The sequence below is a fragment of the Streptomyces sp. SID3212 genome (assembly GCF_009865405.1).
Lineage (GTDB): Bacteria > Actinomycetota > Actinomycetes > Streptomycetales > Streptomycetaceae > Streptomyces.
Genome location: NZ_WWJY01000127.1, coordinates 1 through 14392 on the forward strand (window position 1 = coordinate 1; position 14392 = coordinate 14392).

Consider the following 14392-nt stretch of genomic DNA (forward strand, 5'->3'; position numbering starts at 1 on the left):
TGCGGGCGGGGGCGGAACGGCGGCGGTCGGGACGCCCGCGGCGGCCGGAGCCGTCGGGATGCCGGCCGTCCGGGTGATGGCCCACGAGGGGCTCGATCTCACTCTCCGGCGCGTCCGCGAACTCTTCGTGACCTCGGTCGGCCCTGCCGTCCTGCCCCGGGGAGCGATTCTGTCGCGGTGCGGGCGGTACGGGGGCGCTCTGCCGCAGCTCCTCGGCGGGGGTGCCGCATCCGGCACAGGTCAGTGCGCCGTTGAGGTGCCGACGGCACTGATGGCAGTAGTCCATGGCGCCCGCAGATTATGCGGCGGTGGCGTGCCGTGGAGGGCCCCGACTGTGAAGATCTTGTAAGGGGTCGGCGGTTCCGGGTGTGTCATCCCGATTCGGGCGGGTGGCCGCGGCGGGCCGGGCGAGCGGTACGGGCGGTATGCGCCGCGCGGTGCGGTGGGACGTACCGGGCAGGATGGCCCCATGACGTCCGCCGGGCCGTTCGGGCCGCTCCAGTTCCAGCTCGTCCTGCTGCGCAGGATGGCCGACCACCACCCGGAGCTGGTCGACGACGCACGCCGCGAACTCGGCGTGTCCCTGGCCGACATGCGGGAGGCCAACCGCCGCTGGCAGGCGATGGTCCGCTCCCCGCGTGCCCGTGGCACGCTCTCCCGCTACCGCTCGGTGCTCGGCCCGCCCGAGCGGACCTTCCCGCGCACGATCGGCGATCTGGAGTGCGAGGCCCTCCAGTGGCCCGTACCGCTCTGGCCCGACCTGCGCTTCGAGGCGACGGCCGGGCCCGGCGGGGCCGTATGGAACGAGTGGCTGGTCCGCGCGCCGGGGGTGGCGGGACCCGAGCCGCGTACGGCGGAGGACCTGCGGCCCTGGTCGTGCACGGTGGACGAGGTCGCGCGGGCCTTCCCGCCGGCCCGGCCGATGGAGGGCAGCGCGCCGACCCGCCTCAGGCTGGCGTTCACCCTGCCCGGCGACCCGCCCGACGGCGGGGGCGCGGTCGCCGACTTCACGTGGGGGCTGCTCCAGGGCTGGACGAGGGACTGACCGGCCGTGGGGTACGGGCAGCGGACGGCCGCTCCGTACGTGTCCGGCGGCCCGTCGGCCCCGTAGCCCGCCGGTCCCGCCGGCCGACCGTTCGTACTCCTGACGGCTCATCCCAGCGCGCGCCCCGCTCCCACGGGCCGCACGATGCGAACAGGACCGGCGGCCGCCGGTGCATCAGATCAGCGCTCTCGGGAGATCCCGCGGTGACCGTCAGTCTTGAGCAGTTGCGCCGTTGCCACATCGCCGTCGACCTGGGGGCCGCCAGGACCCGGGTCTTCGTGAAGGGAGCCGGGCTCGTCGTGGACGAGCCGAGCGTCGCCGCGGTGAACACCCGCACCGGCGCTCTCATCGCCGTCGGCGCGCTCGCCGAGCAGATGACCGGCCGTACCCCCGGCTACATCCGCGTGATGCGTCCCGTACGGGGCGGCACCGTCGTCGACGTCGAGATGGCCCAGCGCATGCTGCGCCACCTCCTCGGCGACAAGCTCCGCCGCCAGCTGCGCCGCAAGCCCCGGCTGCGCGCCGCCGCGTCCACCCCGCACGACAGCGACCCGCTGGCCCAGCGCGCGGCCGTGGAGACGCTCGTCGGCCTCGGCGCGCGCCGGGTCGAGCTGGTCGACACCCTCATCGCGGCGGCCGTCGGCTGCGGACTGCCCGTGGAGCAGCCCACCGCCACCATGATCATGGTGTGCGGCGCGGCCACCACCCAGATCGCGGTGCTCTCGCTGGGCGCGATCGTCACGGCCCAGCGGATCCCCGTCGGCGGGAACGCCATCGACCACGCGGTGATCCAGCACCTGCGCCACCAGCACGAGCTGATGCTGCCCAGCCAGTCCGTACGCCCGCTCCAGCTGGCGCTCAGCGGCAACGGGCTCACCCCGGACGGACCCACCTCCACCGAGATCCACGGCCGGGACGTCGCCACCGGCATCGCCCGCTCGGTGCTGGTCGACACCGCCGCCGTACGGGACGCGATCTACTCCCCGCTGACCGCCGTGCTCGACGGCATCGGCAAGGTGCTGCGCGACTGCCCGCCCGACCTGGTCGCCGACCTCGCCGACCGGGGGATCATGATGGTGGGCGGCAGCGCCCTGCTCCCGGGCCTCGACCAGATGCTCAGGAACGCCACCGGCATGCCGGTCGCCATCGCCGAGCGCCCCGACATTTGCGCCGTGCTCGGTCTCGGCGCGATGCTGGAGGGCAAGATCCGGCCCATGGTCCTGAATCCGCTGGCAGACGCCCACTGAGGTGGAACGACGTTGCGATGAATGAGGGTGGCGAGGGCGGGGAGACCCCCGGGCACACCGCCGGGGACCCCGCCAGGGACACCATCAGGGACACCGACCCCGCGGAGTCGATGCCCCGGCTGCCCATGCTGCTGGAAGCCGTCCTGGGCATCGGTACGGATCTCGAACTCCGCGCGACCCTCCAGCACATCGTCGCCACCGCCACGGAGCTGATCGGGGCGCGGTACGGGCTCCTGGCGGTGGCGGACCCCGGCGGCGCCACGGTCGCGGACCTGTTCTCGGCCGGCCTGACCCCGGAGGAGCACGAGAGCGTCCTGCGGATCCCGGGCGGCAGCGCCGGCCTGCTGGGCGTGCTGTTCCGGGATCCGCGCCCGCTGCGGCTGGACGACATGGCGACCGATCCGCGCGCGCTCTGGGTGCCGCACTCGGATCCGGAGCACCGCAGGTTCCTCGGGGTCTCCATCCAGGTGGACACCGAGATCTTCGGAAGCCTGTGCCTGACGGCCAAGGAGAGCGGCCCCTTCACCGAGGAGGACCAGGCGCTGCTCCAGGTGCTCGCCGCGCAGGCGGGGATCGCGATCGGCAACGCGCGGCTGTACGGGACGGCCCGGCAGCGCGAACGGTGGATCGAGGGCGCCGCCGCCGTCACCACCGCCCTGCTGACCGGCGAGAGCGCGGCCGACGCCCTGATGACCGTGGCCGAGTCGGCCCGCGCGCTCGCCGACGCCGACGCCGGGGTGGTGCTCCTGCCCACCCCCGAGGGCGGGATGGAGATCGTCACGGCGTCGACGGACAACGACCCGGCGGGCATCCTCGGTACGACCATCGCGCCCGGCGCGCCCGTCCTGGTCCAACTGCTGGGCGGCGAGCCGGTGTTCATAGAGGACTCGGCGACCGATCCCCGGATGACCACGCACGTGCGCTCGCGCTTCGGGCCCAGCATGATGCTGCCGCTCCAGAGCGGCGGGAAGCTGATCGGCACACTCGCCCTGCCGCGCCGCCGGGGCGGACGCCCGTACACGGCGGAGGACAAGCTGCTGGCGACCCAGTTCGCCTCGCAGGCCGCGCTGGCGCTGGTGCTCGCGGACGCGCAGCACAACCGGGAACAGCTCGCGGTGTACGAGGACCGCGACCGGATCGCCCGTGACCTGCACGATCTGGTGGTCCAGCGGCTCTTCGCCACGGAGATGATGCTGGAGTCGACGCGGCGGCGGGCGGCCACGACGGAGCTGGACGTGCTGCTCGGGCGGGCCGTGGACGAGCTGGACTCGACGATCCAGGAGGTACGGACCGCGATCTTCGCGCTCCAGCAGCCGCCCGCCGACGCCCCGACCAGCGTCCGGGGCAGCGTGCTGCGCGAGACGGACGGGGCGGCGGTCCTCTTCGGCTTCCGGCCGTCCGTACGGTTCACGGGCGCGGTGGACACGCTGGTGAACGAGGCGGTGGGCCGGCGGCTCCTGGCGGCGCTGCGGAGCGCGCTGGCGGCGGCGCACCGGCGGGAGGGGATGACGGCGATGGAGGTGGAGGTGGACGCGACGGTCCGGCTGCCGGACGGGCACGGGGGCGTACGGCTGCTGGTGACGGACAACGGGGCGCGGGAGGACGGCGGGGGCGGCGGTACGACGGTGACGTGGCAGGCGGCGCGGACGGGCACGCCCTAGGGACCGTCCGCCTGTCTGTCGAAGGCGGACGGTCCCTGGAGGATGTGCCGGTCCGGGCTGTGCCGGTCAGTTCTTCAGGGGCGCGTCTCCCGCCGCGTACCGGATTCCGCCCAGCAGCAACTGCTGGAAGAGGGGATCCGCGTACGACTCCTGGGTGTGGCCCAGTCCGGTGTAGAAGGACCGGCCCTCGCCCTGCGCGTGGTACCAGGTGATGGGGTGGTCCCCGCTCATCTCCCCACCGCTGTACGTGCTTTCGTCCAGGCTCTGGAGCACCGTGACGTCCGCGCGCGGATTGGTGCGGTAGTTGTACCACTCGTCGGTACGGGACCAGGTGGCGTCGAGGTGCGAGGTCGCGGGGTGCGTCCTGTCCTCGTTCTTGACTGTCGCCTGCTGGATCGCCGGGTGGCTCTTGAACCAGGCGCCGACGAGCTTCCCGTACGCGGGCGACTCGTACTCGGCGTCGGCGGCCGCGTGGACGCCCACATAGCCGCCTCCCCCGTCGACGTACCCCTGGAGCGCGTCCTCCTGCGCGTCGGTGAGCATGTCACCGGTCGTGGAGAGGAACACCACGGCCTCGTACCCGGCGAGGTTCTCCGGGGTGAAGGCGCCGCCGTCCTCGGTGGCGGTGACGGTGAAGTTGTTGCCCTCACCGAGGGTTTCGATGGCCGCGATGCCCGCCGGGATCGAGTCGTGCCGGAATCCGGCCGTCTTGGAGAAGACGAGCACCTGGTACGGATCGGCCTCGGTGGTCGCCGTCGTGGTGAACGTGAAGGCGTCCACGTCGAAGAGGTTCCCCTGGCCCGTCGGGCCCTTGAAGACGAGGAACAACTCGGTGGATCCCGAAGGCGCGTTGCTGAGGTCCGCCGTCACGTCGGCGAAGTTGTCCCAGCCGCCGGTCGGTGCGACGGTCGCCGTGCCCAGCAGGGTGCCGGTGGCCGACCCGGCCCGTACCTCGATCGTCCCGCCGACCCCGCCGGAGGAGACCCGGGCGGTGAAGCTGGAGGCGTTGTCGAGGGCGTACGGCTCGAAGGAGATCCAGTCGCCGTTGTCGGTGAAGCCGACGGTGTTGCCGCCCTCGGCGCCGCCGTGGGCCGCGACCTCAAGGCCGTTCTGCGCCGAGAAGTGCTCCGCCTGCCGGTGCCGGGGCTGGAGGATGCTCTGGCTGTGCGCGGTCAGGCCGCCCGCGTCGGTGTACTCGGCGTCGAAGACCCCGTACAGGTTGGCGGCGCTGTCGTGCTCCCCGTCGGCCGGGACCACGAGGGAGCCGGTGCAGCCGTCGGCGGAGGTGATCTGGTGCTGGTGGCTGTCGTGCCCCAGCAGGTACGTCACCTTGACCTTGGCGCAGTCGATCGGGCCGTCCTCGGGGTCACTGCCCTCGACGGAGAACGGCACGGTGTCGCCGAAGGAGAACAGCTCGCCGTCGGTGGGCGTGACGAGCTTGACGGTGGGGGCGGTGTTGCCGACGGTCACCACGAGGCTCGCGGTGCCGCTGAGCCCTTCCGGGTCCTTGACGGTGAGCGTGGGGCGGAAGGTGCCCGTCTCCGTGTACGTGTGGCTCGGGTTCGCGTCCGTGGACGTGGCGCCGTCGCCGAAGTCCCAGGCGTAGGTGAGCGCGCCGCTCTCGGGGTCGGAGCTGCCCGCCGAGGAGAAGGCGACGGCGAGCGGCGCCTGCCCGGAGGTCTTGTCGGCGGCGGCCTTGGCGACCGGGTTGCGGTTGCTGCCGGCGAGGTATTCGACGCGGTAGAGCGCCTGGTTGCCGGAACCGGTGCCGTAGTCGAGTACGTACAGCGCGCCGTCCGGGCCGAAGGCCTGGTCCATGACCTGCGTACCGGTCCAGGGGAAGGTGTCGATGGTTCCCGGGGAGCCGTCGGCCTGGACCTCGATCGGCTTGATCCACTTGCGGCCGTACTCGGCGGCGAAGAAGCGGCCGTCGAGAGACTCGGGGAACTTCACGTTCGAGTCGAGACCGGCGTCGAAGTTGTATACGGGCCCGCCCATCGGGGACTCGGAGCCGCCGCCGAACTCGGGCGGGGAGCCCGCGTCACCGCCGTACTTGATCCAGGCGGCCTTGGGGGCGGGCAGCTTGTCGAGGCCGGTGTTGTGGGGGGAGTTGTTGGCGGGACCGCCCGCGCAGTCGTACTTCGCGCCCGAGGGGCCGCTGGGGAAGGTGTACTCGCTGTACGTCTCCGCGGCGGTGTTGGTCCCCGTGCAGTACGGCCACCCGAAGTTGCCGGGTCCGGTCAGGCGGTCGAACTCGACCTGGCCGCTGGGCCCGCGCTCCGCGTCGGTCACGCCTGCGTCGGGGCCGTAGTCACCGACGTAGACCGTGCCGGTGGGCTTGTCGACGGATATCCGGAAGGGGTTGCGGAAGCCCATCGCGTAGATCTCGGGGCGGGTGTTCGCGGTGCCCGGGGCGAAGAGGTTGCCGTCGGGCACGGTGTAGCCGCCGTCGGCGGTGGGCTTGATCCGCAGGACCTTGCCGCGCAGGTCGTTGGTGTTGCCGGAGGAGCGCTGGGCGTCGAACTGCGGGTTGCGGTCGGCCCGTTCGTCGAGCGGCGCGTACCCCTGCGACTCGAACGGGTTGGTGTCGTCGCCGGTCGACAGGTAGAGGTTGCCCTGCGCGTCGAAGTCGATGTCACCGCCGACGTGGCAGCACTGGCCCCGGTCGTTGGCGACTTCGAGGACGACCTTCTCGCTGGCGAGGTCCAGGGTGCCGTCGGCCTTGAGAGTGAACCGGGAGAGGTTCAAGTGCCCTTTGAACGGGGCGAAGTCGGCGGCGGTGCCGGTCACCGGGGCGTCCCCGGCGGGGGTGTCCAGCTTGGGCGAGTAGTAGAGGTAGAGGAAGCGGTTGTCCGCGAACCCGGGGTCGGCCGCGACGCCTTGAAGACCTTCCTCGTCGTGCGTGTACGTGTCGAGCTTGCCCGCGACCTTGGTGTTGCCCTCGGCGTCGGTGAGCCGGACCGTACCGTCCCTGGCGGTGTGGACGACCGACCGGTCCGGCAGTACGGCGAGCGACATCGCCTCGCCCAACTCGGCCGCACCCGTGGCGAGTTGGACCTGCTGGTAGTCGGAGGCGGGGATGTCGGCGGGAGCGGGGGCGTCGGCGTGGTCGTGGGCCGGGTGGGCGGTCGCGGTGGCGCCCATGGCGACCGAGCCGCTGAGCGCGAGGGTGAGGGCGACGAGGAGTCTGGACCACACGGGGGGCCGTACTGGCATCGTGCTTCCTTCCTGACCTGCTGACTTGCGGTGGGGGGACATGCGTCAGGCAAGGCGCGCGCCGTCGCGCCGTGCTACGGGTGGGGCAGGGGTCCGTCCGTGGGGGTGTCGGGAGCCCTGGTTCCGCGGTAGGCGTTTGCATGCTGGCAACGCGAAATTAATTTGTCAAGGACGTATCAAAATCCCGGACCGGCCACCGAACGACCCCTGAATCCGGCCAAGTTGGCCTCTCGGGGCCCCGGACCTGCGAACACGGTCAGGAGGTGTGGCCCCGCAGGAGATCGTGCAGGGACGCCGTCATCCGCGCGACGAACGCGTCCTGGGTGCCGCGGTCCACCGACTCCAGGGAGAGATACGGGTTGAGATCCTCCAGCTCGACCAGCAGCAGCTCCCCGCCGGGGGCGCGGCAGGCGTCGACCCGCTGGATCCCGTGCTCCAGGGTGTTCCACTCGACGAAGCGCCGCGCGAAGGCGAGATCGTCCGGGGTGGCGTCGTACGGCACCAGCTCCCAGCGCCGCGCGGGGTCCGGTGCGTGGAGCGCGTACTGGAAGTCGTGGTCCACGAAGTAGAACGAGACCTCGTAGCGGAACGGGATCAGCGGCTGCACCAGTACGCCGCCGAAGGCGATCTCCGCGAGCCGCTCCGCCGGGACGGTCTCCATCCCTATGGAGTCCGCGCCCGCCTCGGGCTTGACCACGTAGGCGGGGGCGGCGGGCAGCCGGCCGAGGTTCTCGGCGCGGTCGACGGTCGGGATGACGGGGTACCCGGCGGCGCTCAGCTCCACGAGGTACCGCTTGCCGGTCATGTCGGCGCGCCCGGTCAGCGGGTTGTACACCAGGACCCCGTCCGCCGCCGCGCGCTCGCGGAAGTGGTCGTACTGCGCCTGGTAGTGCAGCACCGGTCCGCTGTTGCGCACGACGACCGCGTCGAAGGACCCCATGAGCCGTACGGCGTCGAGGGGGTGGCAGAGCGCGAGGTCGAAGTCGCTCCGCAGCCGGGACGACAGCCGGATGTCCTCGTCGCAGTAGCGGCGCCCCTTGGCCTCGTACGCGAGGTCGGTGACGTAGAGGACGCGGGGCGGGTTCTGGGGGCGCATGGGCGGGTCCGGTCTCGGGGATGGCGGCCGGCCCCTTCCGTACGGGCCGGAGAGGGGCCGCTTGCTTCCGCCAGACCTTACGGCGTGGGGTCCGCGCGGCCACCGGCGTGGGGCCCGCGCGCCGCCACGGGTGCCGGTGTCAGCGCAGCCACCGCCACCGCCACCGGTGCCGGTGTCAGCGCCAGCCGAGGGCGGGGGCGGGCGCGACGTGGGTAAGGATGTTCTCCAGGACGTGGCTGTTGTAGTCGACGCCGAGCTGGTTGGGCACGGTCAGCAGCAGTGTGTCGGCCTCGGCGATCGCCTCGTCCTCGGCGAGCTGCTTCACCAAGACATCGGGCTCGGCGGCATACGTACGACCGAAGATCGCGCGCGTGGTCGCGTCGATGTTGCCGATCTGGTCGGCGCTGTCCCCGTCGCCGCCGAAGTACGCCCGGTCCTGGTCGGTGGTGAGCGCGAAGATGCTGCGCGACACGGAGACACGCGGTTCGCGCTCCCAGCCGGCCTCGGCCCACGCCTCACGGTAGGCGCGGATCTGCGCGGCCTGCTGTACGTGGAAGGGCGCGCCGCCCTCGTCGTTCTTGAGGGTCGAGCTCATCAGGTTCATGCCGAGCTTGGCCGCCCAGACCGCGGTGGCGTTGGACGCGGCACCCCACCAGATGCGCTCCCGCAGGCCCTCGGAGTGCGGCTCGACGCGCAGGAGACCGGGCGGGTTGGCGAACATGGGCCGCGGGTTGGGCTGGGCGAACCCCTTGCCCTCCAGCACGGACAGCAGCACCTCGGTGTGCTTGCGCGCCATATCGGCCTCGGTGTCGTCGCCGCTGGGCGCGTACCCGAAGTAGCGCCAGCCGTCGATGACCTGCTCCGGGGATCCCCGGCTGATACCGAGCTGGAGCCTGCCGCCGGCGATGAGGTCGGCGGACCCGGCGTCCTCGGCCATGTAGAGGGGGTTCTCGTACCGCATGTCGATCACCCCGGTACCGATCTCGATCCGCGACGTCCTGGCGCCGATCGCGGCGAGCAGCGGAAACGGCGAGGCCAGCTGCCGCGCGAAGTGATGGACCCGGAAGTAGGCACCGTCGGCCCCCAGCTCCTCGGCCGCCACGGCGAGGTCGATCCCTTGCAGCAGCGAGTCCGCCGCCGTCCTGACCTGGGAGTGCCTGGTGTCGGACCAGTGCCCGAAAGACAGAAAACCGATGCGCTTCATGTCCGTGCGAACAACCCGGGGTTTTAGTTGATTCCTCAATCAAGTCCACGATCCGGATCAGCACGACGACGTACGCCGTCCGGAGGCCGGAACGCCTTGAGGGCGTCTTCGTCGGTGGCGCGGGCGTGCAGGAAGTAGTCGGCCCACTCGGCGATCCCGGGGTACGCGGAGTCCCGGCAGACCCGGACGGTGGCGGCCTCCACGTCGTACACAGTGGTACGCAGATCGACGCCCGGCCCCAGAAGGGCCCAGTGCGCCCCGGCCCGCCCGTACGGCATCCCGACGCTGCCGGGATTGACGACGAGACGCCCGTGCGCGAGGCGTACGAAGGGCATGTGGGTGTGGCCGCAGACCACGGTACGGACGCCGGGATCGAGCCCGTCGAAAACCTCCTTCCACCGCTCGGGAGGTGAGTCGACCAGCACGACCTCTTCGTCGTCCCGGGGAGTGGCGTGGCAGAACAACACCTCCCCCAGCCCCCGCACGGACAGCCGGAGCGACCGCGGCAACGACCCGAGAAGACCGACCTGGTCCTCCCGGAGCTGATCGGCCGCCCACGGGCCGATCGGATCAGGAATCGCCCGGCGCAGCCCCCGCCGGTACTCGACAAGCTCACGATCGGCGTTACCCCCGACCCAGCCGACCCGGTCCCCCAACCCGGCCAACAGGTCCAGAACCTGCACGGGTTGCGGACCGGCCGCGATGTCCCCCGTGAGCACGACCCGATCGGCGCCCCGCACCTCCGGCTCAGCAAGCACGGCCTCCAGGGCCGGCAGGACCCCATGAATATCGGAGAGGACAGCGACGCGGTTCAGCATGCCCCCCACTGTGCGACGAAGCCGAACAGAAGGCACCATCGTTCGCCCGACGCGTAGCCCGCGGCTCTCCCGCTGTGTTCATCACCACGTCAAGGCGACGGGGGTGCCCGCGACGTCGGACCACCGGACGTAGCTGGTCGACATCTGCGTGGGCTGGTCGTTGTCGTGGAACACGAAATGCCGGGCGAGGAGTCGTTCACCGGGTTCGCACTCGAAGAGCGCGGCCAACTCCGGTGTGGCTTCGGTCTTCTCGAACCGCTTGTCCAGCCGGTACTCCGACCAGCCAATGCCCTGGTCCTGGGTGTACGGGGTGGCGGGCGCTCCGGCCGCCGTACGGTACCGGTCGGCGGCCATGTGGTGTACGGCCGGCCGTGAGCGGACCCGCGTGCCGGCACGCGCCTTCGTCTCGACCAGCCCCTCGTTGGCGAGAAGCCGCATCGCGTTGCGGATGGTGGTGTCGGAGACCCCGTACTCCTCGCACAGGGCGGGGAGCGTGGGCAGTTGACCGCCCGGCCCCCACTCGCCTGAGCTGATACGGCGTCGCAGGTCGGCGGCGATGCGCAGGCCCCGCATCGCAGCCGGCGGTCACGAACTGTTGCCGGTCCACCAGATCCACGGGTCGGGCGTCCTCGTCATCACTGAGCCGGCGCACTCGTATCCAGCACATGAGCGGCCGCACCGAACCGCCGGGGCGGCAAAGCCTGCCCCGGTGTGCCCCCTGCGCCACGCGTGGCAGGCCGCGAACAACCCGACCGACCCCCACCCCGGCCGATGACTCCCCTCCAGGAAACCCCGGCCGGGGCGGGCTCGACGCACCACCCATCCATCCGAACAGGAGGCACCATCCATGAGTACCACCACCGAAGTATCCGCGACACGGAACGCCCGGTCGTTACTCACCGCCGACGAGTTCGCCGGCGTCCGCGCCACCGTCATGGACGCCAACCCCGGCATGACCGCATCCCTCGCCGCACGGATCGTCGAGCAGGCGATCGCGTTCGTTGCCACCTCCGCCCGTTTCCCCGAGGCCCGGATCGCTCCCTCGCCCGTGGTCGATGAGGGCTGGCACGCGCTCGTCCTCGACACCCAGCTGTACGCGGCACTGTGCGAAGCGTTCGGCGGTTTCGTGCACCACCACCCGCAGCGGCCCGAGCCCGCGGGCTACGACCCGAAGCTCACCACCCACACCCTCGCCACTATGACCGACGCCGGGTACACGCCGGACCCGGACCTGTGGCAGGGGCCGGACGACAACAACATCGTGGTGGGCGCGGCGACCTGGCACACCCCGTCGGACAGCCGACCGATCGTCATCACCAAGCGGCCGAAGCCGAAGCCCAAGGACGACAACGGCGCGTAGTCTCGATGCCCGACGGAAGGAGCGCGCCATGGTGGAGTGGATCGATCCGCGGTACGCGGAAGTCGTTGAGGCCATGAGGCAGGCAGCCGAGGGGGTAGACCCCGAGTCGAGCGATCCGGTCCCGATGCGAGGGTTCATCATCCCGCCGAAGGACTGAGCGACAGCAGAGCCCCGTCCACCAAGCGCCGGTGGACGGGGCTCTGGCGTGTCATCAGTTCGATTGGGTGTCAGGTCGGGGTCGTCACGTACGCCGGCCTCTTGGGCCGGTGGGGGGTGCGGGGAAGCGCTTCGGCGTGTCTGCCGGGGATGGCCCGTTGGCGTGTGCATCCTGGTAACGCCTGGTCGAAACGATCCTGCTCGCAGGGCGCGGAGTGGGGCGGGTGGGACTCGAACCCACGGCCGACGGATTATGAGTCCGCTGCTCTAACCGGCTGAGCTACCGCCCCTTACGGCGCGTCGCGCACATTTGTGCGCGCCCGTCAGCCGCAGCATAGCCGCTCATACGATCTCCTGCCTCGGATGGTCGGCAACGCCTGACCTTGAGGACCGCACTGCGCGCCGGACGGTTCCGGGGAAACGAAAAAGGACCCCAAAGGGTCCTTTTTCTTCACTGCTCCCCCGGCTGGACTCGAACCAGCAACCCTCCGGTTAACAGCCGAATGCTCTGCCAATTGAGCTACAGGGGATCGCGCTCCCCCGACTGGACTCGAACCAGTAACCTGCCGGTTAACAGCCGGCTGCTCTGCCAATTGAGCTACAGGGGATTGCTGCGTTTGCACCGAACGCACCTACCCCGGGGCGTCCCGGGCGGCGCACGTTCGCTGCGACACATACATTAGCGCAAGCAGGGGGGTGCTCCGCCAATCGGTATCCCCGGGGTCACGTCGGGTGATGCCCGGTCCTGGCGGGGTACGCGGTAGACAGGGCCCGATGGTCCGACGCTGGGGACTTTGACGCTAGGGAAGGGTGGCAGCCATGCGGTACCGCCTCACGTTCATCGCTGGAGTGGCTTTCGGGTACGTGATCGGCACGCGGGCCGGGCGCGAGCGCTACGAGCAGCTCAAGAAGTCGGCACGTCAGGTGTCGCAGAACCCGGCCGTACGCAACGCCGCCGAGACCGCGAGCACGGTCGGGCGGGAGTACGCGGGCAAGGCGTACCACTCGGTCAGCGCCGTCGTCGGCGACAAGGTCGGGGACAGGATGCCCGGCTCCGTCGCCTCGCGCGTGCGCTCGATCCGGGAGCGCAGCCAGAACGGCCGCGCGAACGGGACCGGTCCGGACGACTGGGGCAGCAGCGCCACCTGAGGGGAGGATGGGCAGCCCTGCCGATGGGCTCCGCCGGTGAGCCCTGTCGGTGAGCCCCGCGGGTGATCCCTGCCGGTGAGCCCTGTCGGCGGGGGACGGGGCCGGGCGGCCCTCGGCCGCCCCCTGATACCCGGCGCGTCCCGGGATCGTCCCCGGCGGTGCTCGTGGGGCAGAATCGGGTGCCATGGGAATAGTCGCCGGGTTGGACAGTTCGTCCGGGTTCACACGCATCGTCGTCTGTGACGCGGACACGGGCGCCGTGCTGCGCCAGGGTTTCGCGGCGCACCCCGTCGAACCCAAGGCCACCGAGGTCGATCCGCAGGCCTGGTTGCTGTCGCTCGGCGAGGCCGCCTCCGGCGGGTTGCTGGAGGGGGTCCAGGCCATCGGCGTGGCCGCGCAGCAGCACGGCATGGTCGCGCTGGACCGGCAGGGCAATCTCGTACGGCCCGCCCTCCTCAGCAAGGACAAGCGCGCCCAGGTCGCCGCCGCGGACCTGGTCGACGCCCTCGGCGGCCGGCAGGCGTGGGCCGAGGCCGTCGGCTCCGTACCGCAGCACGCGCAGCTGATCTCCAAGCTCCGCTGGATGGCACGGGCGGAGCCGGAGGCGGCGCAGCGCACCGCCCTCGTCCTCCAGCCGCACGACTGGCTCGTCTGGCAGCTCCTGGGCCGCCCCGCTCGCAGGACCACCGACCGGGGCGCGGCCTCCGGCACCGGCTACTGGTCGGCGCGGACCGGCGCGTACCGTCCCGATCTGGTCGAGCTGGCCCTGGGCCACCAGGCCGCCCTCCCCGAGGTGCTCGGCCCCGCCGACTCCGCCGGCACCACCCCGGAGGGGCTCCTGATCTCCGCCGGCACCGGCGAGACCATGGCCGCCGCCTTCGGCCTGGGCGTCGGGGTCGGGGACGCGGTGGTGTCGCTCGGGGCCTCGGGGTCGGTGATGGCCGTCCACCACGAGGCGCTGGCCGATCCGTCCGGGATGATCACGTCGTTCGCGGACGCCACGGGGATGCACCTGCCGGTCGTCCACACGCTCAACGCGGTACGGGCCCTGCGGGGCACGGCGGAGATGGTGGGCGCCGGCGATCTCGCTGAGCTGTCCGCCCTGGCGCTCAAGTCCACGCCGGGCGCCTCCGGGCTGGTGATGCTCCCGTACCTGGAAGGCGAGCGGACCCCCCAGCTGCCGCACACCGCGGGCACGCTGACCGGGCTGCGCCGCGAGTCGATGAAGCCGGAACACCTGGCGCGGGCCGCCTTCGAGGGCATGCTCTGCTCGCTCGCCGACGCGATGGACGTACTGCGCGGGCGGGGGGTGGAGGTCCGGCGGGTGTTCCTGCTGGGGGCCGCCGCCGAACTGCCCGCCGTACAGTCCGCCGCTCCGGCGATCTTCGGCGCGCAGGTGGTCGTACCGCAGCCCGCCGACTACACCGCGCTCGGCGCGGC

Annotated in this window: 12 protein-coding genes, 3 tRNA genes and 1 pseudogene; 7 read left to right on the forward strand and 9 right to left on the reverse strand. The window is 71.6% G+C overall.

Annotated elements, in window-relative coordinates; translation table 11 throughout:
* A pseudogene (locus GT042_RS38670) lies at positions 1-286 on the reverse strand (hypothetical protein); the annotation flags it as partial.
* Between the two features lie 183 nt (positions 287-469).
* On the opposite strand from GT042_RS38670, the gene GT042_RS03615 reads away from it, so the two are divergent.
* The 3 genes from GT042_RS03615 to GT042_RS03625 all read left to right on the forward strand — a co-directional run bounded on the left by GT042_RS03615 (position 470) and on the right by GT042_RS03625 (position 3953).
* Positions 470-1045 carry a hypothetical protein gene (locus tag GT042_RS03615; RefSeq protein ID WP_161307242.1) on the forward strand — a complete coding sequence of 192 codons (576 nt, stop codon included), beginning with the start codon at positions 470-472 and terminating at the stop codon, positions 1043-1045.
* A 203-nt stretch (positions 1046-1248) separates the two neighbouring features.
* On the forward strand, positions 1249-2292 hold the full coding sequence (locus GT042_RS03620) for a rod shape-determining protein (protein ID WP_161307243.1): 1044 nt from the start codon (positions 1249-1251) through the stop codon (positions 2290-2292).
* A 110-nt stretch (positions 2293-2402) separates the two neighbouring features.
* Positions 2403-3953 (forward strand): GAF domain-containing protein, encoded by a 1551-nt coding sequence (locus GT042_RS03625; RefSeq protein WP_237530439.1) that lies wholly within the window; start codon positions 2403-2405, stop codon positions 3951-3953.
* 66 nt (positions 3954-4019) lie between these two features.
* Here the strand turns inward: GT042_RS03625 and GT042_RS03630 are convergent, their stop codons facing one another.
* The 5 genes from GT042_RS03630 to GT042_RS03650 form a co-directional block, all read right to left on the reverse strand.
* The gene (locus GT042_RS03630; RefSeq protein ID WP_237530437.1) at positions 4020-7169 is read right to left on the reverse strand and encodes a ThuA domain-containing protein; all 3150 of its coding nucleotides are present in this window, start codon (positions 7167-7169) and stop codon (positions 4020-4022) included.
* A gap of 256 nt (positions 7170-7425) precedes the next feature.
* A complete protein-coding gene (locus tag GT042_RS03635) occupies positions 7426-8265 on the reverse strand; it encodes a hypothetical protein (RefSeq protein ID WP_161307245.1) in 840 nt (279 codons plus the stop codon).
* A gap of 175 nt (positions 8266-8440) precedes the next feature.
* Entirely contained in the window at positions 8441-9469 is a 1029-nt protein-coding gene (locus GT042_RS03640; protein ID WP_161307246.1) for an LLM class flavin-dependent oxidoreductase, read from the reverse strand.
* A gap of 35 nt (positions 9470-9504) precedes the next feature.
* Positions 9505-10287 carry a metallophosphoesterase family protein gene (locus GT042_RS03645; protein WP_161307247.1) on the reverse strand — a complete coding sequence of 261 codons (783 nt, stop codon included), beginning with the start codon at positions 10285-10287 and terminating at the stop codon, positions 9505-9507.
* A gap of 81 nt (positions 10288-10368) precedes the next feature.
* Positions 10369-10860 (reverse strand): GntR family transcriptional regulator, encoded by a 492-nt coding sequence (locus tag GT042_RS03650; RefSeq protein WP_237530438.1) that lies wholly within the window; start codon positions 10858-10860, stop codon positions 10369-10371.
* Positions 10861-11134: 274 nt separating this feature from the next.
* Here GT042_RS03650 and GT042_RS03655 point away from each other — a divergent pair, with 274 nt between their 5' ends.
* Positions 11135-11647 carry a hypothetical protein gene (locus GT042_RS03655; RefSeq protein ID WP_202532306.1) on the forward strand — a complete coding sequence of 171 codons (513 nt, stop codon included), beginning with the start codon at positions 11135-11137 and terminating at the stop codon, positions 11645-11647.
* 28 nt (positions 11648-11675) lie between these two features.
* Positions 11676-11804, forward strand: coding sequence for a hypothetical protein (locus GT042_RS39810; protein WP_272925673.1), 129 nt, complete (start codon positions 11676-11678; stop codon positions 11802-11804).
* A 215-nt stretch (positions 11805-12019) separates the two neighbouring features.
* On the opposite strand, the gene GT042_RS03660 is transcribed toward GT042_RS39810, so the two are convergent.
* The 3 genes from GT042_RS03660 to GT042_RS03670 all read right to left on the reverse strand — a co-directional run bounded on the left by GT042_RS03660 (position 12020) and on the right by GT042_RS03670 (position 12411).
* Positions 12020-12093 (reverse strand) — tRNA-Ile (locus GT042_RS03660).
* A 167-nt stretch (positions 12094-12260) separates the two neighbouring features.
* Positions 12261-12333, reverse strand: a tRNA-Asn gene (locus tag GT042_RS03665).
* Between the two features lie 5 nt (positions 12334-12338).
* Positions 12339-12411, reverse strand: a tRNA-Asn gene (locus GT042_RS03670).
* A gap of 211 nt (positions 12412-12622) precedes the next feature.
* Here GT042_RS03670 and GT042_RS03675 point away from each other — a divergent pair.
* Positions 12623-12952 carry a YtxH domain-containing protein gene (locus GT042_RS03675; protein WP_161307248.1) on the forward strand — a complete coding sequence of 110 codons (330 nt, stop codon included), beginning with the start codon at positions 12623-12625 and terminating at the stop codon, positions 12950-12952.
* Positions 12953-13136: 184 nt separating this feature from the next.
* A partial coding sequence (locus tag GT042_RS03680) for an FGGY family carbohydrate kinase (protein ID WP_161307249.1) occupies positions 13137-14392 on the forward strand: 1256 nt, incomplete at its 3' end.

Bases quoted from the DNA above. Each gene is read 5' to 3' on its own strand.
- GT042_RS03615 (WP_161307242.1), top strand. From the start codon at position 470: ATGACGTCCGCCGGGCCGTTCGGGCCGCTCCAGTTCCAGCTCGTCCTG.
- GT042_RS03645 (WP_161307247.1), bottom strand. From the start codon at position 10,287: ATGCTGAACCGCGTCGCTGTCCTCTCCGATATTCATGGGGTCCTGCCG.
- GT042_RS03625 (WP_237530439.1), top strand. From the start codon at position 2,403: ATGCCCCGGCTGCCCATGCTGCTGGAAGCCGTCCTGGGCATCGGTACG.
- GT042_RS03635 (WP_161307245.1), bottom strand. From the start codon at position 8,265: ATGCGCCCCCAGAACCCGCCCCGCGTCCTCTACGTCACCGACCTCGCG.
- GT042_RS03630 (WP_237530437.1), bottom strand. From the start codon at position 7,169: ATGCCAGTACGGCCCCCCGTGTGGTCCAGACTCCTCGTCGCCCTCACC.
- GT042_RS03675 (WP_161307248.1), top strand. From the start codon at position 12,623: ATGCGGTACCGCCTCACGTTCATCGCTGGAGTGGCTTTCGGGTACGTG.
- GT042_RS03640 (WP_161307246.1), bottom strand. From the start codon at position 9,469: ATGAAGCGCATCGGTTTTCTGTCTTTCGGGCACTGGTCCGACACCAGG.
- GT042_RS03650 (WP_237530438.1), bottom strand. From the start codon at position 10,860: ATGCGGGGCCTGCGCATCGCCGCCGACCTGCGACGCCGTATCAGCTCA.
- GT042_RS39810 (WP_272925673.1), top strand. From the start codon at position 11,676: ATGGTGGAGTGGATCGATCCGCGGTACGCGGAAGTCGTTGAGGCCATG.
- GT042_RS03655 (WP_202532306.1), top strand. From the start codon at position 11,135: ATGAGTACCACCACCGAAGTATCCGCGACACGGAACGCCCGGTCGTTA.